This is a genomic window from Tabrizicola flagellatus (genome assembly GCF_046295235.1).
Classification (GTDB): Bacteria; Pseudomonadota; Alphaproteobacteria; order Rhodobacterales; family Rhodobacteraceae; genus Tabrizicola; species Tabrizicola flagellata_A.
Genome location: NZ_JBKBLV010000016.1, coordinates 63,635 through 80,738, shown reverse-complemented (window position 1 = coordinate 80,738; position 17,104 = coordinate 63,635). Strand labels below are relative to the sequence as shown.

General features: G+C 68.2%; 16 protein-coding genes and 1 riboswitch. Of the genes, 8 read left to right on the top strand and 8 right to left on the bottom strand.

Going from position 1 to position 17,104, the window contains the following annotated elements:
* Positions 1-205: 205 nt before the first annotated feature.
* The 7 genes from ACK4IU_RS09170 to ACK4IU_RS09140 all read right to left on the bottom strand — a co-directional run bounded on the left by ACK4IU_RS09170 (position 206) and on the right by ACK4IU_RS09140 (position 6,317).
* On the bottom strand, positions 206-1,159 hold the full coding sequence (locus ACK4IU_RS09170; protein ID WP_409734053.1) for an MBL fold metallo-hydrolase: 954 nt from the start codon (positions 1,157-1,159) through the stop codon (positions 206-208).
* Positions 1,160-1,279: 120 nt separating this feature from the next.
* Entirely contained in the window at positions 1,280-1,690 is a 411-nt protein-coding gene (locus tag ACK4IU_RS09165; RefSeq protein ID WP_149588658.1) for a metallopeptidase family protein, read from the bottom strand.
* An 85-nt stretch (positions 1,691-1,775) separates the two neighbouring features.
* Complete coding sequence (gene hpaH / locus ACK4IU_RS09160; RefSeq protein ID WP_409734051.1) at positions 1,776-2,576, bottom strand: 2-oxo-hept-4-ene-1,7-dioate hydratase; 801 nt, start codon at positions 2,574-2,576, stop codon at positions 1,776-1,778.
* A complete protein-coding gene (locus ACK4IU_RS09155) occupies positions 2,573-3,433 on the bottom strand; it encodes a fumarylacetoacetate hydrolase family protein (RefSeq protein WP_409734048.1) in 861 nt (286 codons plus the stop codon). The genes hpaH and ACK4IU_RS09155 overlap by 4 nt, the downstream gene beginning before the upstream one ends.
* Positions 3,430-4,410: a 3,4-dihydroxyphenylacetate 2,3-dioxygenase gene (hpaD, locus tag ACK4IU_RS09150; protein ID WP_409734045.1), complete on the bottom strand. Its 981-nt coding sequence runs from the start codon at positions 4,408-4,410 to the stop codon at positions 3,430-3,432. Before hpaD ends, ACK4IU_RS09155 begins: the two co-directional genes overlap by 4 nt.
* A gap of 12 nt (positions 4,411-4,422) precedes the next feature.
* A complete protein-coding gene (gene hpaE / locus ACK4IU_RS09145; RefSeq protein ID WP_409734042.1) occupies positions 4,423-5,928 on the bottom strand; it encodes a 5-carboxymethyl-2-hydroxymuconate semialdehyde dehydrogenase in 1,506 nt (501 codons plus the stop codon).
* Positions 5,925-6,317 (bottom strand): 5-carboxymethyl-2-hydroxymuconate isomerase, encoded by a 393-nt coding sequence (locus tag ACK4IU_RS09140; protein ID WP_409734039.1) that lies wholly within the window; start codon positions 6,315-6,317, stop codon positions 5,925-5,927. Before ACK4IU_RS09140 ends, hpaE begins: the two co-directional genes overlap by 4 nt.
* 203 nt (positions 6,318-6,520) lie before the next feature.
* Here ACK4IU_RS09140 and gltX point away from each other — a divergent pair, with 203 nt between their 5' ends.
* The 6 genes from gltX (at position 6,521) to gcvP (ending at position 15,238) form a co-directional block, all read left to right on the top strand.
* Entirely contained in the window at positions 6,521-7,846 is a 1,326-nt protein-coding gene (gene gltX / locus ACK4IU_RS09135; protein ID WP_409734036.1) for a glutamate--tRNA ligase, read from the top strand.
* A 144-nt stretch (positions 7,847-7,990) separates the two neighbouring features.
* Positions 7,991-9,397, top strand: a complete 1,407-nt coding sequence (locus tag ACK4IU_RS09130; RefSeq protein ID WP_409734033.1) for an MATE family efflux transporter — start codon at positions 7,991-7,993, stop codon at positions 9,395-9,397.
* Between the two features lie 87 nt (positions 9,398-9,484).
* Positions 9,485-10,432 carry a Hint domain-containing protein gene (locus tag ACK4IU_RS09125; protein WP_409734030.1) on the top strand — a complete coding sequence of 316 codons (948 nt, stop codon included), beginning with the start codon at positions 9,485-9,487 and terminating at the stop codon, positions 10,430-10,432.
* Positions 10,433-10,515: 83 nt separating this feature from the next.
* A riboswitch (glycine riboswitch) is annotated at positions 10,516-10,616 on the top strand.
* Between the two features lie 158 nt (positions 10,617-10,774).
* Entirely contained in the window at positions 10,775-11,896 is a 1,122-nt protein-coding gene (gene gcvT, locus ACK4IU_RS09120; RefSeq protein WP_409734027.1) for a glycine cleavage system aminomethyltransferase GcvT, read from the top strand.
* 10 nt (positions 11,897-11,906) lie between these two features.
* On the top strand, positions 11,907-12,266 hold the full coding sequence (gene gcvH / locus ACK4IU_RS09115; protein ID WP_409734024.1) for a glycine cleavage system protein GcvH: 360 nt from the start codon (positions 11,907-11,909) through the stop codon (positions 12,264-12,266).
* A 104-nt stretch (positions 12,267-12,370) separates the two neighbouring features.
* Positions 12,371-15,238, top strand: a complete 2,868-nt coding sequence (gene gcvP / locus ACK4IU_RS09110) for an aminomethyl-transferring glycine dehydrogenase (RefSeq protein WP_409734021.1) — start codon at positions 12,371-12,373, stop codon at positions 15,236-15,238.
* 48 nt (positions 15,239-15,286) lie between these two features.
* On the opposite strand, the gene ACK4IU_RS09105 is transcribed toward gcvP, so the two are convergent.
* Positions 15,287-15,940: a hypothetical protein gene (locus ACK4IU_RS09105; RefSeq protein WP_409734018.1), complete on the bottom strand. Its 654-nt coding sequence runs from the start codon at positions 15,938-15,940 to the stop codon at positions 15,287-15,289.
* 130 nt (positions 15,941-16,070) lie between these two features.
* Here ACK4IU_RS09105 and ACK4IU_RS09100 point away from each other — a divergent pair, with 130 nt between their 5' ends.
* Positions 16,071-16,757 (top strand): AzlC family ABC transporter permease, encoded by a 687-nt coding sequence (locus ACK4IU_RS09100; RefSeq protein ID WP_409734015.1) that lies wholly within the window; start codon positions 16,071-16,073, stop codon positions 16,755-16,757.
* Positions 16,754-17,089, top strand: a complete 336-nt coding sequence (locus ACK4IU_RS09095; protein WP_409734012.1) for an AzlD domain-containing protein — start codon at positions 16,754-16,756, stop codon at positions 17,087-17,089. The genes ACK4IU_RS09100 and ACK4IU_RS09095 overlap by 4 nt, the downstream gene beginning before the upstream one ends.
* Positions 17,090-17,104 lie beyond the last annotated feature (15 nt).

The following is a 17,104-nucleotide window of genomic DNA, read 5'->3' as shown; positions in this document are numbered from 1 at the left end:
ATCAGCTCGTGCACCTCGGTCGCCATGTCGAGCGCGGGGTTCAGCGTCAGGGTCAGGATCGGAGCTTGGGTCATGCGGCACCTGTTCGTGTTACCGCTATCATAAACCCTTCGCGCCGAAATGGAACTGCCCCCGGCCATCGCGGCCGGGGGCAAAAGTTTTCGAAAACTTTCGCAAAATCCTTCGAAGGATTTTGCGCCAGGGCTCAGCCGTTCAGCATCAGCTGGTAGCTGGCGGGCACATAGCGGAAGCCCTCGCCCATCGCCTCGACATAGCCCACGCCGGGGAAGGGCATGTGATAGCCGATGAAGGGGATGCGGTCGGCGGCGATCATTCCGAACACCTGCTTGCGCGTGGCGGCCGCCTGCGCCTTGTCGGCATCGAAGCGCACTTCCCAGTCGGGGCGCTGGAGCGACCAGACGTAATGGTTGGCGGTGTCGGCGGTGATCATCAGGCGCTGCCCTTCGGATTCGACCTGATAGGCCATGTGGCCTGGCGTGTGGCCGAAGGCGTCGATCCCGGTGATGCCCGAGGCCACGTTGCCGTTGTTGTCGAGGAAGGTCATCCGGTCGTTGAGCGGCTTGACCATCTTGTCGAAGCCCTCGTTGCCGGCGGCGGACCAGTGGTTGTGCTCGGCGGCGCCGGTGACATAGCGCGCGTTGGCGAAGGTGGGCGTGGTGCCGTCTGCGCCCATCAGCCCGCCGATATGGTCGCCGTGCATGTGGGTCAGCACGACGACATCCACCATGTCCGGCGTCATCCCGGCGGCGGTCAGCGCGGCCAGCGTGCCTTCGGCGGCGAGGCCGGTGTCGAAGAGCACGATCTCGGACCCGGTGTTCACCACGGTGGGCGTGAAGAAGTTCTGCGTGCGGTCGGCGGGGATGAAGTTCGCTGCCGAAAGCGCGGCGAAGTCCTCGGGGCTGGCATTGGTGCCGAAGGTTTCCTGCGGCTTGTCGCCGGCGCGGGTGCCGGCAAGCAGGGTCGTGACCTCGAAGGCGCCCAGCTTGAAGCGGTTCCAGGGCGCGAAGCCCGAGCCCTGCATCGTCTCCTGCGCGGCGGCGGGCAGGGGAAGGGCGGCGGCAAGCGGCAGGGCGGCTCCGGCGAACAGGGCCTGACGGCGGGACAGGCCGATGGTGCGGCCCGCGGCTAGGTCGGTCATGGTGTCCTCCGTTTTTCCGATGCGCGAAGGATAGGCCGGACCGGGGGAAAGGCCGGTCACAGGGCCGTCATCGGCCCGGCGGGAACGCACAAGCCCTGTGCGAAAGCGCCGGGAACCCGCCTATTCCCACCAGCGGTCGATGGCGGCGATCTGGTCGTCGGTCCAGCCGAAATGATGCGCCAGTTCGTGCACCACGACATGCCCGACCAGATCCTGGATCGAGACATCGCCGCGTTCGGCCCATTCGTCGAGGATCGGGCGGCGGAACAGCCAGATGACATCGGGGCGCGTCACCTGCTCGGCGGTGGATTTCTCGGTCAGCGGGATGCCGTCGTAGAGGCCGGTCAGGTCGAAGGCATCCTCGATGTCCAGCTCCTCCAGCATGGTGTCGTCGGGAAACTCCTCGACCCGCAGGCGGACATGGGTCGCGGGTTCGCGGAAGGGTTCGGGCAGGGTGGAGACCGCCTCGTGCGCCAGCTGTTCGATGAAGGCGAGCGAGGGGGCGATGCTGTCGGGTGCGGGATTCGTCATCCGTCAGAGATAGGAAGGAATTCCGTGGGGTTGAAGGGGCGGGCAACGCATTTTGCCGCGGCAGCGGCGGGGCTTGGGCGGCGCCTCAGCCGAAGGCCAGCCCGACCGCACCGAAGGGGCCGAAATCGGCGTGGAACCGGCTGCCGGGCGGGGCCTCGACGGGCCGGATGAAGGACCCGGAAAGCAGGATCTGTCCCGCCTCGATCCCCTGGCCATAGCGGGCCAGGCGATGGACCAGCCACAGGATCCCGGTCACCGGATCGTTCAGCACGCCCGCGCCGAGGCCGGTTTCCTCGACCACCCCGTCGCGGATGACGATGGCCCCGACCCGGCGCAGGTCGAAGGCATCGGCGGCATGGCGCTCGGGGCCCAGCACGATCCCGGCATTGGCGGCATTGTCGCTGACCGTGTCGGTGATGATCCGCGCCCGGCCCGTCGCAGGATCGGAGCGCAGGATGCGGGTGTCGAGGATCTCGAGCGCGGGGGCCACCCAGTCGGTCGCGGCCAGCACCTCGTCGCGTGTCACCTCCGGCCCGTGCAGGGGGGCGCGGGTGGCGAAGGCGATCTCGGCCTCCACCCTGGGCTGGATGAAGCGACCCCTCGGCACGGTCGCGCCATGGGCAAACAGCATGTCGTCCAGAAGGACGCCGCTGTCGGGCGTGTCGATCCCCAGCGCCTGCTGCATGGCGCGGCTGGTCAGGCCGATCTTCCAGCCGATGACCCGCGCCCCCGCCGCGCGCTTGCGCGCGACCAGCGCCGCCTGCACGGCATAGGCCTCGTCCAGCGTCATTCCCGGATGCAGGAGCGACAGGAGCCCGCATTGCCGGCCGGTCCGTTCGGCCTGGAACAGCATCTCGGCAGCGGCTTCGATCTCGGCCCCGGTCATTCGTCGGCCACTCCGTTCCGCAGGGTGCCGATCCCGTCGGTGCTGACCTCGACCACGTCGCCCGGCTTCAGCCAGACCGGAGGCTCCAGCCGCGCGCCGGCGCCGGTGGGGGTGCCGGTGACGATGATGTCACCCGGCACCAGCGTGGTGAAGGTCGAGATATAGGCGATCTGCCGCGCCACCGGGAAGAGCATCCGCCCGGTGCGATCCTGCTGGCGCAGCGCGCCGTTCACCCGGGTCTCCAGCGCGATGTCGAGGATCTGGGCCGGGTCGCGGAACGGAACGAGCCAGGGCCCCATCGCGCCGGAGCGGTCCCAGTTCTTGCCCTGCGTCACGTTGAACTTGGCATGGCGCACCCAGTCGCGGATCGTGCCTTCGTTGCAGAGCGTCAGCGCGGCGATGTGGTCCAGCGCCCGCTCTTCGGGGATGCGGCGGCCTGCCGTGCCGATGACCACGGCGATCTCGCCCTCGTAGTCGAGCTGAACGCTTTCCGGCGGGCGGATGACGGGGGAGCCATGCCCGGTGAAGCTGCGGGCAAAGCGGGGGAAGAGCGACATGAAGGGCGGCGCCTCCTGCCCGTCTCGGTATTCTGCGTTGCGGTCGGGGAAGTTGACGCCGACGCAGATGATCTTTTCCGGGTCGGGCAGCGGGATGTCCCAGGAGAAGCTGCCCTCGGCATGGCTGGCGGGGCGGCCCGCGGCGGCCCTTAGCACCCGGTCGATGGCCCCGGCCTCGATCACGTTGCGCAAGGTATGCCACTGGGGGAAGTCGTCCGACAGGGCGACCACCCCGCCCGGCGCGGTCGCGCCCCAGAGCTGCCGCCCGCCTGCGGTGAAGGTGACGAGATTGCCGGTCATGGCGCGATGATCGGGGTGGCCTTCAGGTCGCTGTCAGTCAGCGCCGCGCCGTCGAAGGCGGAGCCCAGCTCGAACCAGGAGCGCGGCGCCGGGGCGCCCCAGAGCGTCTGGCGCTGCGGATCCTTCAGGTCCCACTTGATCGGTTCCAGATCCGGGTCGCAGGTCTGGTAGTCCGAGCAGTAGAGTTCCGTCCGGTGCCCGTCCTTGTCGCGAATGTACAGGAAGAAGGCGTTCGAGATGCCGTGGCGGCCGGGCCCGCGTTCGATATGGGCAAGGTAGCCGGTGGTGGACATCAGGTCGAGAAGGTCGATGATGTTCAGGGGCGTCGGCACCCAGAAGGCGGTGTGGTGCAGCCGCGGCCCGGTGCCGTTGGTGAAGGCGATGTCATGCACCCCGCCCTTGCGGTGCATCCACGCGGCCCAGGTGCGGCCCGTCTCCTCGTCGGCGGTGTATTCGGTGACGCGGAAGCCCATGTCGCCGTAGAAGGCCACCGCCTGATCGACATTCGATGAGAACAGGTTGAAATGGTCGATCCTGAGCGGCTTGACCCCTCGATAAAGCCGATATTGCTGATGGATCGGGGGCAGACGGTCCATCTTCGCATAGAACTCCAGCGGCACGCCCCAGGGGTCGCGCGTGGCCAGCACCCGCCCCATGAAGGGGCGTTCGGTCCAGGCGACCGGCAGGCCCCGGCCCGCGAACCAGTGCGCGGCGCGGTCCAGGTCCTCTTCCGACCAGACCTTGAAGCCGAGGGTGCCCACCGAAGGCTCCGCCGCCCGGCGCAGGATCATCGAGTGATGCCCGCGCTCCTCCATCCCGCGCAGGTAAAGCGCGTCGGGGTCTTCGTGCGTGACCTGAAGGCCCAGCGTATCGACATAATAGGCGCGGCTCCAGGCCAGGTCGCTGACGCGCAGCTCGACATGGCTGAGCCGGACGATGTTGAAGGGCGGGGTCAGGTTCGGGGCGGGAATGGGCATCGGTCCTCCTCCTCAGACGCCGAGACGCGGGATCTTGTGCGATCCCAGCGCGAAGGCCACGTTCTTCTGTTCCATGTAGAATTCGAACGACCAGTCTCCGCCATCGCGGCCGATGCCGCTGGCCTTGACCCCGCCGAAGGGGGTCGGCAGGTGGCGCACGTTTTCCGAGTTCACCCAGATCATCCCGGCTTCCAGCCGGTCGCTGAAGCGGAGAGCGCGGGTCAGGTCGTTGGTCCAGACATAGCCCGTCAGGCCATAGGCAACCCCGTTGGCGATGGACAGCGCCTCTGCCTCGTCCTTGAAGCGGATCGAGGTCAGGAAGGGGCCGAACACCTCTTCCTGGGCGATGCGCATGTCGGGGCGGGCCTCGGTGAAGAGGGTCGGGCGGAGGAACCAGCCGGTCTCGCCGACGCGCGTGCCGCCTGCGGCGAGCGTCGCGCCCTCGGCCTGGCCGAGCGCCACATAGGACGCGACCTTGTCGAAATGGGTCTCGTGGATCAGCGGCCCGACCTCGGTCGCCGGGTCCAGCGGGTGGCCGACGCGGATGCGGTTCACCCGCTCCACCAGCCGGGCGTGGAAGCTGTCGGCGATCGAGTCCTGCACCAGAAGCCGGCTGGAGGAGGTGCAGCGTTCGCCGTTCAGCGAATAGATCATGAAGATCGCCGCATCGAGTGCCCGGTCGAGATCGGCATCGTCGAACACGATGACCGGGTTCTTGCCACCAAGCTCGAAATGGACCCGCTTCAGCGTCTCGGCCCCCTGGCGCATGATCGCGCTGCCGGTGCGGCTTTCGCCGACGAAGGCGATGGCGCGGATGTCCGGGTGTTCGGTCAGCGCCCGGCCCGCGCCTTCGCCCATGCCGTTGACCAGGTTCAGGACGCCGGGGGGCAGGCCGGCCTCGTGGCAGATCTCGGCCAGGAGCCGCGCGGTCAGCGGCGAGAACTCGGCCGGCTTGTGGACGACCGTGCAGCCGGCGGCCAGCGCCGGGGCGATCTTCCAGGTGGACAGCATGAAGGGCGTGTTCCACGGGGTGATGACCCCCACCGGGCCGATCGGATGGCGCGAGTTGACGTTCAGGTGGTCGGGCGTGGGCAGGCTTTTCCCGTCCCGCGCTCCGGGGGCGAGGTCGGCGAAGAAGCGGAAATTCTCGGCCCCGCGCAGGGCGGCCTTGGACATGAAGCGCCAGGCCTGCCCGGTGTCCCAGCATTCGCAGAGCGCGATTTCCTCGGCGCGGGCCTCGATGCCATCGGCGATGCGGTGCAGGATGGCCTTGCGCGCGGTCCCCGGCAGGGACGCCCAGGCCTGGAAGGCCGCCGTTGCCGCCTGCGCCGCGCGGTCCACCGTCTCGGCCGTGCCCAGCGCCACGCGGGCGATCAGGCTTTCGTCAACCGGAGAGCGGGTCTCGAACCAGTCCTGCCCCGCCACGTCCTGCCCGTCGATCAGGTTCAGGATGCCTCCCGCGCGGAAGCGCGCGAGGTGGCCGGCAAGTTTCGCCTGATGGGTGGCTAGGTCGGTCACTGGGTTTCTCCCGGCAGGTAGCGGCGGATGGAGGAGGTCTTGGGCGAAAGTGCGGGGTCGATGTCGCGCATCTCGAAGGACAGCATGAAGGAGGAGGTGGCTAGGACCTCGGCGCAGAAGGTTTCGGCGGCTGCGAATATCCGGGCCGTGGCGCGGGCCTTGTCCTCGGCGCTGCGCCCGCCGCGCAGCCGGAGCGAGATGTCGAGGAAGGCGTGGTCCGGGTTGCCGTCGGCGATCACGACATGGGTGCAGGCCGTGGCGCGGACCCGGATCCCGGCGAGCGGCAGGATCCCCGTCGCGGCGGCGGCATCGCGCAAGGTCCGGCAGAGGCCCGCGATGTCGAGGCGGTCTTCCAGGTTCGGGGAGTAGTCGATCTGGATGTGCGGCATAGGTGCGGCCCCGTTGATACTTGCTTTGTTAAATAAAAGGCGGGCCCTGTCAACCGGAATGTGCGACCGGCGAAGGGAGAGCCGCTGCCGGGGGGCATCGAGCCCCCGACGGCGGCGCTGCCGCGGACCGCGTCGGTGTGGTGGGTCAACTGGACAAATCCGGGGGCTTGTGACAGGGAAGGGCGGTTCAAGGAGCCGCCTCGATGATCGTCACCACCCGCTTTGCCCCCTCGCCCACCGGCTGGATCCATGTCGGCAACCTGCGCACCGCGCTGATGAACTACCTCATCGCGCGACAGAACGGCGGCACCTTCATCCTGCGGCTGGACGACACCGACCAGGAGCGGTCGAAGCAGGAGTACATCGACGGCCTGAAGGAGGACCTTGCCTGGCTGGGGATCACCTACGACCGGGTCGAGCAGCAGTCGAAGCGGCTTGCCCGCTATGCCGAGGCCGCCGAGCAGCTGAAGGCCGCGGGCCGGTTCTACGAATGTTTCGAGACGCCGGTGGAACTGGACCTCAAGCGGAAGAAGCAGCTGAACATGGGCAAGCCCCCGGTCTATGATCGCGCGGCGCTGTCGCTGACGGAAGCGCAGAAGGAGGCCTACCGCGCCGAGGGGCGGCAGGGCTACTGGCGCTTCAAGCTTGACCAGGAGCGGATCGAATGGACCGACGGGATCATCGGGCCGATTTCCATTGATGCGGCCTCGGTTTCGGACCCGGTGCTGATCAAGGCGGACGGGCAGGTGCTCTATACCTTCGCCTCGTCGGTGGACGACGTGGACATGGGCGTGACCCACATCGTGCGCGGCGCGGACCATGTGACGAACACGGCGACGCAGATCCAGATCATGAAGGCCCTGGGCGGCACGCCCCCGACCTTCGCACACCATTCCCTACTGACCGGGCCGCAGGGCGAGGAACTGTCGAAGCGGCTGGGGGTTCTGTCGTTGCGCGACCTGCGGGCGCGGGGGGTGGAGCCGATGGCGCTTCTGTCGCTGATGGCGCGGCTGGGGTCGTCGAAGCCGGTGGAACTGGCCTCCAGCATGGAGGAGCTGATCGCCGGGTTCGACGTGGGCTCCTTCGGGACCGCGCCGACCAAGTTCGACGCCGAGGACCTGTTCCCGCTGACCCGCCACCATGTCCAGTCGCTGCCCTTCGCGGCCGTCAAGGACCGGATCGCGGCGCTGGGCGTGCCCGAGGCCGAGGCCGAGGCCTTCTGGGCGGTGGCCAAGGGCAACATCACGGTGCTGGCCGATCTGGCCGACTGGTGGACGCTGTTTCGCGACGGGGCCGAGCCGGTGGTGGAGGAGGCCGACCGCGACTTTGTCCGGCAGGCCCTGACGATGCTGCCGCCGAAGCCCTGGACGCAGGCCACCTGGGGCGAGTGGACCCAGGCGGTGAAGGAGGCGACGGGGCGCAAGGGCAAGGACCTCTTCCGCCCCCTGCGCCGGGCGCTCACGGGGCGCGATGCGGGGCCGGAGATGGCCGACGTGATGCCGCTTCTGCGCAAGGTGCCGAGCGTCTGAGCCCTAGGCTGGCCCCGGGGGCGCGTCGCCCCTCCAGCACATTGGTTTCTTGAACCAATGGCGAAAACAATGAGCTACCTCGAGGATATTTCTGGACGGATGAATGGCTTGACCTAGGCTTCTCGGTCGGCTTGGGGGTTGATCATGGCTGGACCGGGCGAGCAGGCGAAATTCGTCGAGGGAAACCTGTTCCGGCATGTGTCGGTCATGGCGCTCACCTCGTCCGTCGGACTGATGGCGGTCTTCGTCGTCGACCTGATCAACATGTTCTACATCGCCCTTCTGGGGCGCGAGGAACTGGCGGCGGCGATCGGCTATGCCGGGGCGATCCTGTTCTTCACCACGAGTTTCGGCATCGGCATGTCGATCGCCGTGGGCGCCCTCGTCGCGCGGGCGCTGGGCGCGCGAGATCCGGCTCTGGCTCGGGAAAAGGCCACCACCGGGCTGGTGCTGGGCTTCGTCTTCGGGTCGCTCTTTGCCGCGGTGGTCTGGCTGGCGCTCTCGCCGCTGGTGACGCTGCTGGGTGCCACGGGCGAGACGCATGACCTCGCCGTGCATTTCCTGGCCATCGTGGTGCCTTCGCAGCCCCTCTTGATGGTGGGCATGGTGGGCGGGGCGATCCTGCGCAGCCATGGCGATGCGCGGGCGGCGATGATGGCCACGGTCTGGGGGGCGGTGGCGACGGCGGTGCTGGACCCGATCCTGATCTTCGGCCTGGGGTGGGAGCTGACCGGGGCCGCGCTGGCCAGCGTGGCCGCGCGGGTAGTGATCGCGGTGATGGCGCTGAGGCCGATCACGGCGAAATACGGCGGGTTCGACCGACCGACGCCGGGCCAGGTGGTGGCCGACATGGGGCCGGTCTGGGCCATCGCGGTGCCCGCGATCCTGACCCAGGTGGCAACCCCCGTGGGCCAGGCCTTCGTCACCCGCGCCACCAGCGCCTATGGCGAGGCGGCGGTGGCGGGCATGGCGATCGCGGGTCGCCTGACACCCGTCGCCTTCGGGGTGATCTTCGCGCTCTCCGGTGCCATCGGGCCGATCATCGGGCAGAACTTCGGGGCCGGCCGGATGGACCGGGTGCGTCGGGCCTTCCTGGACGGGCTGGTGTTCACCGCTCTGGTGATCCTGGTGGTCTCGGCCCTGCTATTCGCGCTGCGGGCTCCGATCGCGGATGCGTTCCGCGCCGGGGGGCTGACACGGGACCTGGTCTACCTGTTCTGCGGGCCCTTGGCGTTGCTGTGGTTCTTCAACGGGATGATCTTCGTCGGCAATGCGGTCTGCAACAACCTCGGGCGCCCTTTCTGGTCCACGGTGGTGAACTGGGGCCGGCACACCCTGGGAACAGTCCCGCTGGCCCTGTGGCTCGGTGGCCACTGGGGGGCGCAGGGGGTGCTGGTCGGGCAGGCCATCGGCGGGGTGATCTTCGGGCTGGCCGCGGCCTGGCTGGCTCTGCTGGCGATCCAGTCGCCAGCGGTGCGGCCCGGGCCCGGTCGCTCCGGCGCCCCGCCCGAGACGGAGCCGATGGCCGGCCCCGGCGAGAGGCGCGTCTGAACGGCACATCGCTGCGCGGACGTTCGTGTTAAGTTCCGGTCAACGGCTTGATGCTAAACCGATCCCGCAACGGACGAGGAGGTATCGATGGCAAAGACCGGCCACGGGCTACCCGAACTGGTCAGCAACGCTTCGCGCCAATGCACGGCGCCGGGCGACCCGACCGAAGGTGGGGATCGCGACCACGTCATCCCTTGCGCCGCCGGAACCGAGAAGCCGTTCGCGGGCGAGCGTCGTGACGTCTTCGTTGTGGGGGACGGAGACGTCTCCGGGGGCGACAGTGCAGACGGCGGCAGCGGTCGCGGCGACCACGGTCGGCTGGATCTCTCGGGAAACGACTGGTCCGGGGGCCGGGTGAACTGCATCGGCGGGGACCGGAACACCGGCCTTGTCACCTTCCATGACCGGTCAGGTGCGGTCCCCGGCGCGATGAGCCTTGCCGAGATCGAGCACCTCATTCCCTGCTTTTCCGCCGGCACCCTGATCGAGACGCCCGAGGGGCCGCGCCCGGTCGCAAGCCTGCGCCCCGGCGATCCGGTCCTGACGCTGGACGATGGGCCGCAGCCTGTCCGCCGGATCGCCCGGCGTGCGGTCGGGCTGGCCGAGGTTCTGGCCGATCCCGGCCTGCAACCGGTCGAAATCCCGCCCGGCGCCCTTGGTCCCGGTCTGCCGGAACGTGCGATCCGCGTCTCGCCGCAGCACCGGGTCCTGTTCGGTGGCGCCGTCTGCGAGCTGCTTTTCGGCGCCGAAGAGGTGCTGGTTCCCGCCATCCAGCTCCTCGGATGGCGCAACGTCAGACAGCGGATGCAGGCGTTGACCTATGTGCAGATCATGTTTGATCGCCATCAGATCGTGCGGACGCAGGGGCTCTGGCTGGAAAGTCATCAGCGGAGCCGGCATGGGATTGCGGGCATCCCCGATGCGCAGTGTGCACAAATGCTGCGATCGTGCCCTGAGAGCGAAGGGGCCGGATCCTGCCAGGCCGCGCGGATGACGCTGAAGGACTACGAGACGCGGGTGCTGCTGGCGTCCTGACCGCCACCTTCGGGGACCGCGCGGCATACCGTCGTATCCCGTTTTTCGCTTGCCCGCCCGCGGGGCGATGGGCTAATCAGACGCTGTCAGGTTCGGGAGAATCCGTCGGGCTCAACAGGGCCGTCGGTGCCGAAGGAGCAACCGCCCCGGTAAACTCTCAGGCGCAAGGGACCGTAGCTGACGTCAGACTCTGGAGAGTTCCCGGTCAGGGCCGGGACGCCGAAGGGATAACGATCTCAGGCGCACCTTGGGGTGCAGGGACAGAGGGGGCATCGAGGGGTGGGGATTGGCCCGCCTGACGGTGCCGGTGCGTTTCTCCGGCCAGACATGGGAGGGGCGGCCATGGCCGACCTGGAAGAGCAGGAGCTTCTTCACCTGGGGCTGGAGGCCCTTCATGAAGAATTGGGTGGCAAGATGGTGCCCTTTGCGGGCTACCGGATGCCGGTTCAGTACCCCGAGGGGGTGCTGAAGGAACATCTGCACACGCGCACTGCGGCGGGTCTGTTCGATGTCAGCCACATGGGCCAGGTCATCCTGCGGCCGAAGGGGACGATGGACGAGCTGAAGCTTGCCTTCGAGGCGCTGATGCCGGTCGACGTCCTTGGTCTCGCCGAAGGGCGGCAGCGGTATGGCCTCTTCACCAATCACGCGGGCGGGATCCTCGACGACCTGATGTTCACCAACCGCGGGGATCACCTGTATGTCGTGGTCAACGCGGCCTGCAAGGCGGCGGACATTGCCCACATGACGGCGATGATGCCGGGGGTCACGGTGGAACCGGTGACCGACCGGGCGCTCCTTGCGCTCCAGGGCCCGGGGGCCGAGGCGGCGCTGGAGGCGCTCGTCCCCGGCGTCGCCGCGATGCGCTTCATGGACCACCGGGTGATCGGCGAGATCTGGGTCAGCCGGTCGGGTTATACCGGCGAGGACGGTTTCGAGGTCTCGGTCCCCGAGGCGCAGGCGGAGGCCTTCGCGCGACGGCTGCTGGCCCAGCCCGGAGTGGCCCCGATCGGCCTTGGCGCGCGCGACAGCCTGCGGCTTGAGGCGGGGCTTTGCCTCTACGGCCATGACATCGACACCGCGACCAGCCCGGTCGAGGCCAACCTGACCTGGGCGATCCAGAAGGCCCGCCGTGCGGGAGGTGCGCGCGAGGGCGGTTTCCCAGGTGCGCAGCGGATCCTGCGGGAACTGGCCGAGGGGCCGGCGCGGCTCCGGGTTGGCCTGAGGCCCGAAGGCCGCGCTCCGATGCGCGAGGGCGTGGAGCTTTTCGCCGCGGATGGCACGCCTGTCGGAAAAGTGACCTCCGGCGGGTTCGGACCTTCAGTGAATGCCCCGGTTGCCATGGGCTATGTTTCCTGCACCCATGCTAGCATCGGCACCGAACTCATGGGCGAGGTGCGCGGCAAGCGCCTGCCCGTGACCGTGACCGGGATGCCGTTCCAACCGACAACCTACAAGCGCTGAGGACAGACCGATGAAATACACCAAGGAACATGAATGGCTGCGCGTCGAGGGTGACCTCGTGGTCGTCGGCATCACCGAACATGCCGCGACCCAGCTGGGTGACGTGGTCTTCGTGGAATTGCCCGAACCCGAGACGCAGGTGGCCGAGGGCGACGAAGTCTGCGTGATCGAAAGCGTCAAGGCCGCAAGCGACATCCTTGCCCCCATCGACGGCGAGATCGTCGCCGTGAACCAGAAGCTGGTGGACAACCCCGGCCTGGTGAACGAGGACCCGACGGGTGCCGCCTGGTTCTTCAAGATGCGGGTGGACGACCTGTCGGTTCTCGACCAGTTCATGGACGAGGACGAGTATCAGGACCTGATCGGCTGACCTGCCCCGCGCCCGGTGTGGACCTCGCGCCGGGCAAAACTTTTCGAAAAGTTTTGCAAATTCCTTCGAAGGAATTTGTCCGCCCCATGCCAGAGGCCAGCGCCATGACCTTCACGCCCACAGACTACAATCCCTATGACTTCGCCAACCGCCGCCACATCGGTCCCTCGCCGGCCGAGATGGAGGAGATGCTGGCCGCCGTCGGTGTCCGAACCCTGGACGAACTCATCGACCAGACCGTGCCGCCGTCGATCCGGCAATCCCAGCCGCTGAGCTGGGCTCCGCTTGCCGAGCATGAGCTGCTGGCCCGGATGAAGGAGGTTGCGGCGAAGAACCGCGTGATGACCTCGCTGATCGGCCAGGGCTACTACGGCACCGTGACGCCACCGGCGATCCAGCGGAACATCCTGGAGAACCCGGCCTGGTACACGGCCTACACGCCCTATCAGCCCGAGATCGCGCAGGGCCGGCTCGAGGCTCTCCTGAACTTCCAGACCATGGTCTGTGACCTGACCGGCCTGGACGTGGCGAACGCCAGCCTGCTGGACGAGGCGACGGCGGCGGCGGAAGCCATGACGATGGCCGAGCGGGTGGCGAAATCGAAGGCGAAAGCCTTTTTCGTCGACCGCTTCTGCCATCCCCAGACCATCGCCGTCATCAAGACCCGGGCGCTTCCCCTTGGGATCGAGATCATCGAGGACGATGTCCGCAAGCTCGATCCGGAGCAGGTCTTCGGCGCGATTTTCCAGTATCCCTCCAGCTACGGCCATGTAACCGACTTCACCCAGCGCATTGCCAGCCTGCATGCGGCCGGGGCCATTGCGATCATGGCGACGGACCTTCTCGCGCTGTGCATGCTGAAGGAACCGGGTGCGATGGGGGCGGACATCGCCATCGGCAGCGCGCAGCGCTTTGGCGTGCCGATGGGCTATGGCGGGCCGCATGCGGCCTTCATGGCGGTGAAGGATGCCCACAAGCGCCAGATGCCGGGGCGGATCGTCGGGGTGTCGATCGACGCGCAGGGGAACAAGGCCTACCGGCTGTCCCTGCAAACCCGCGAGCAGCACATCCGGCGCGAGAAGGCCACCTCGAACGTCTGCACGGCGCAGGCGCTTCTGGCCGTCATGGCCTCGATGTATGCGGTTTTCCACGGGCCGAAGGGCCTGCGCGCGATTGCGGAACGGGTGCACTTCCTGACCCAGCGGCTTGCCCGTGCGCTGAAGGCAGCGGGGGCGAAGGTTGACCCGAAGGCCTTTTTCGACACGATCACCATCGAGGTCGGCGTCGGTCAGGCCGGCATCCTTGCGGCCGCCCGCAACGAGGGGCTGAACTTCCGCAAGATCGGCAACGACCGGGTGGGCATCAGCCTGGATGAAACCACCGACGAAAGGGTGCTGGTCAAGGTCCTGCGCGCCTTCGGGATCGACGGCGTGCCGCCGCACCGCGCCACCCTGGGCTTCCCGGAAGAAATGCTGCGCACGTCGGACTATCTGACCCATCCGGTCTTCCACATGAACCGGGCCGAGTCGGAAATGATGCGTTACATGCGCCGGCTGTCCGACCGCGATCTGGCGCTCGACCGGGCGATGATCCCGCTCGGCTCCTGCACGATGAAGCTTAACGCGGCGGCCGAGATGATGCCGATCACCTGGCCGGAATTTTCGTCCCTGCACCCCTTTGTCCCGCGCGACCAGGCGGCGGGGTATCACGAGGCGATCGATGACCTCAGCCGGAAGCTGTGCGAGATCACGGGCTATGACGCCTTCTCGATGCAGCCGAACTCGGGCGCGCAGGGGGAATATGCGGGGCTTCTGACCATCCTCGCCTATCACCGGGCGCGGGGCGACGCTCAGCGCAAGGTCTGTCTGATCCCGACCTCGGCGCATGGCACCAACCCGGCCTCGGCGCAGATGGCGGGAATGGAGGTCGTCGTCGTGAAATCCGCGCCGAACGGCGACGTGGATGTCGAGGACTTCCGGGCCAAGGCCGAGGCGGCGGGCGACAGGCTGGCGGCCTGCATGATCACCTACCCCTCTACCCATGGCGTGTTCGAGGAAACGGTGCGCGAGATCTGCCGGATCACCCATGACCACGGCGGGCAGGTCTATATCGACGGGGCGAACATGAATGCGCTTGTCGGGCTGGTGAAACCCGGCGAGATCGGCGGCGATGTCAGCCACCTGAACCTGCACAAGACCTTCGCCATCCCGCATGGCGGCGGGGGGCCCGGCATGGGGCCGATTGGCGTCAAGGCACATCTGGCACCCCATCTTCCTGGCCATCCCGAGACGGACAATCCCGAAGGCGGCGGCCTGAAAAGCACCGACCAGGGCGCCGTCAGCGCCGCGCCCTACGGGTCGGCCTCGATCCTCCTGATCTCCTGGGCCTACTGCCTGATGATGGGCGGGCCGGGGCTGACCCAGGCGACCCGCGTGGCGATCCTGAACGCCAATTACATCGCGGCGCGGCTGTCAGGGCACTACCCGATCCTGTTCATGGGCAACAAGGGCCGCGTGGCGCATGAATGCATCCTCGACACCCGCCCGTTCGCCGAGGCGGGCGTGACGGTGGACGACATAGCCAAGCGTCTGATCGACAACGGGTTCCACGCGCCGACCATGTCCTGGCCCGTGGCGGGGACGCTGATGGTGGAACCGACCGAATCCGAGACCAAGGCCGAGATCGACCGCTTCGTCACGGCACTCCTGTCGATCCGCGAGGAGATCCGGGCAGTCGAACGCGGAGAGATCGCAGCCGAGGACTCGCCTCTCCGCCACGCGCCGCACACCGTGGCGGCACTGGTCGGCGACTGGGACCGGAAATACAGCCGCGAGACGGGCTGCTTCCCGCCGGGGTCGTTCCGGGTGGACAAGTACTGGCCGCCAGTCGGGCGGGTGGACAACGTCTATGGCGACCGGAACCTGGTCTGCACCTGTCCGCCGGTCGAAGCCTACGCCGAAGCCGCGGAATAGGCGCAGCCCAGGAATTTTCGTCGAAAATTCCTGGGCTTGGTCCTGCCGTCAGGGTTGCGGTTTCGGCACGGGGGTGCCCAAGGCACCCCCGGGTCGGGGAGAAGCGCCCCCCTCCGCGCCGATGCCGCTGGTCCTGGGTTTGGTCAGGCCCGGCACGGCGGGTGGCGACTTGACTGCGGGCTCGCCTCCCGGCAGCCGGCCGGCCGCCGCGCCCTGCCTGGCCAGGCAGTCCTGCGCCTGCACCAGCGCCGGGCCGATGCCATCCACGTCGAACCCGTCGTCGATTCCCATGCCCAGCATCCGCAGGTAGCGGCCGCTGTTCAGGAAATCGACCGTCGCCTCGATCCCCGTGTAGGTGATCCCGCCGTAAGTCTCGTCCCAGGCTTCGCCCTTGCCGATCATCGGCAGGCCGGTTTCCATCATCACCCAGAGATCGAAGGTCTGTCCCGGCTTGAACCGGACATCCGGCTGCGACAACAGGATCGACAGGGTGTCGTTGGGATAAAGCCCCAGCCACAGCGTCTGGCCGTTCATGTAGCTGACCGTGGCGTAGCAGTACGAGAACTTGCCGGAAGCATCCGTATAGGCGCCCCCGATCCAGTTGCCGGCCTCGAACCCGGTTCCGGGGATCTCGCGGACCTGGGCATGGGCGGGGGCGAAGGTGGCCGTTGCGACGACCGCGGCAAGGGTGGGAAGGCGCATGTTCTGGTCCTGTGGCACGGGGCTGGCACGGGTCAGGGTGGCGGGCCGGGACGGCAGCCACAAGTCAGGCTTTCCAGAGCGGAACCGGCCATTGACCAAAGCCCCCCGCCCGCGCTAGCCCTGCCCGGTGATGACCGCGACCAAGCCCACCTTCCTCGCCGGACTGGCCGCTAGCCTGCCCATCGTCCTGGGGTATTTTCCGATCGCCTTCTCTTTCGGCGTGGCCGCGACCCGTGCCGGGTTCACCGCGACCGAGGCCTTTGCCCTGTCGCTGCTGATCTATGCCGGGGCCTCGCAGTTCCTGGCGCTTGCGCTCCTGTCCAGCGCGGCGCCGGTCCTGGTCACGGCCTTCACCCTGATCGCGATGAACCTGCGCCATGTGCTTTACGGCCCCGCCCTGATGCGCGAGGCCGGGGAGGGCGCCTCGACCCGCCATGCCTGGGCCTGGGCCTTCGGCCTGACCGACGAGGTCTTCGGCCAGGCGCTGGGCGCGCTGGCCCGCGGGCAGCGGTTCTCCGAGGCCTGGATGTCGGGCCTCGGGATCGGGGCCTATGCGGCCTGGGTCGGTGGCACGGTCGTCGGGGCGCTGGCCGGGGGCGGCGCGCTGGACGGCTGGCCCGCGCTCAGTGCCGGCCTCGGCTTCATGTTGCCGGCCCTGTTCCTCGCTCTGCTCCTGTCGATCCTCAGCCGTCGCCAGTTGCCCATCATCGCGGTGGCAGGCCTGGTGACGGTGGCGGCTACGCTGGGCATCAGCGCGACCAGCGGCATCCTGATGGGGATGCTGGCCGGGGCGCTGGCCGGGCTGGTGCGCCGATGAACTGGGAGCTGCTGACCGTCGCCCTGATGGCCGGGGCCGCGAACTGGGCCTTCCGGGCCCTTCCTGTGATCCTGCGCAGCGACCGCATGGCCGCCAGCGGCTGGCTGGAGCGGTTCCTGTCGGCCACCGGGCCCGCTGCCATCGCCACTCTGTTCGTCGCGGCGATCCTGCCGGCGCTGTCGCCCGAGATGCGCGCGTTCGCGCCGGTCGCGGTGGGCACGCTGGCAGTGCTCGCTGCCTATGCCGCAGGCCGTTCGGTCGTGCTGGCGACGCTTGCCGGGGCTCTGGCGCATGGATTGACAGTCTGGGCGATTGGGGCGGCTATCGCTTGACGCATCGCTTGCGCC

What these genes read in the sequence shown, in the direction of transcription:
- ACK4IU_RS09170 (WP_409734053.1), bottom strand. Translation starts at nt 1,159, where the DNA reads ATGACCGACCTAGCCGCGGGCCGCACCATCGGCCTGTCCCGCCGTCAG.
- ACK4IU_RS09165 (WP_149588658.1), bottom strand. Translation starts at nt 1,690, where the DNA reads ATGACGAATCCCGCACCCGACAGCATCGCCCCCTCGCTCGCCTTCATC.
- hpaH (WP_409734051.1), bottom strand. Translation starts at nt 2,576, where the DNA reads ATGACCGGGGCCGAGATCGAAGCCGCTGCCGAGATGCTGTTCCAGGCC.
- ACK4IU_RS09155 (WP_409734048.1), bottom strand. Translation starts at nt 3,433, where the DNA reads ATGACCGGCAATCTCGTCACCTTCACCGCAGGCGGGCGGCAGCTCTGG.
- hpaD (WP_409734045.1), bottom strand. Translation starts at nt 4,410, where the DNA reads ATGCCCATTCCCGCCCCGAACCTGACCCCGCCCTTCAACATCGTCCGG.
- ACK4IU_RS09140 (WP_409734039.1), bottom strand. Translation starts at nt 6,317, where the DNA reads ATGCCGCACATCCAGATCGACTACTCCCCGAACCTGGAAGACCGCCTC.
- gltX (WP_409734036.1), top strand. Translation starts at nt 6,521, where the DNA reads ATGATCGTCACCACCCGCTTTGCCCCCTCGCCCACCGGCTGGATCCAT.
- ACK4IU_RS09130 (WP_409734033.1), top strand. Translation starts at nt 7,991, where the DNA reads ATGGCTGGACCGGGCGAGCAGGCGAAATTCGTCGAGGGAAACCTGTTC.
- ACK4IU_RS09125 (WP_409734030.1), top strand. Translation starts at nt 9,485, where the DNA reads ATGGCAAAGACCGGCCACGGGCTACCCGAACTGGTCAGCAACGCTTCG.
- gcvT (WP_409734027.1), top strand. Translation starts at nt 10,775, where the DNA reads ATGGCCGACCTGGAAGAGCAGGAGCTTCTTCACCTGGGGCTGGAGGCC.
- gcvH (WP_409734024.1), top strand. Translation starts at nt 11,907, where the DNA reads ATGAAATACACCAAGGAACATGAATGGCTGCGCGTCGAGGGTGACCTC.
- gcvP (WP_409734021.1), top strand. Translation starts at nt 12,371, where the DNA reads ATGACCTTCACGCCCACAGACTACAATCCCTATGACTTCGCCAACCGC.
- ACK4IU_RS09105 (WP_409734018.1), bottom strand. Translation starts at nt 15,940, where the DNA reads ATGCGCCTTCCCACCCTTGCCGCGGTCGTCGCAACGGCCACCTTCGCC.
- ACK4IU_RS09100 (WP_409734015.1), top strand. Translation starts at nt 16,071, where the DNA reads ATGACCGCGACCAAGCCCACCTTCCTCGCCGGACTGGCCGCTAGCCTG.
- ACK4IU_RS09095 (WP_409734012.1), top strand. Translation starts at nt 16,754, where the DNA reads ATGAACTGGGAGCTGCTGACCGTCGCCCTGATGGCCGGGGCCGCGAAC.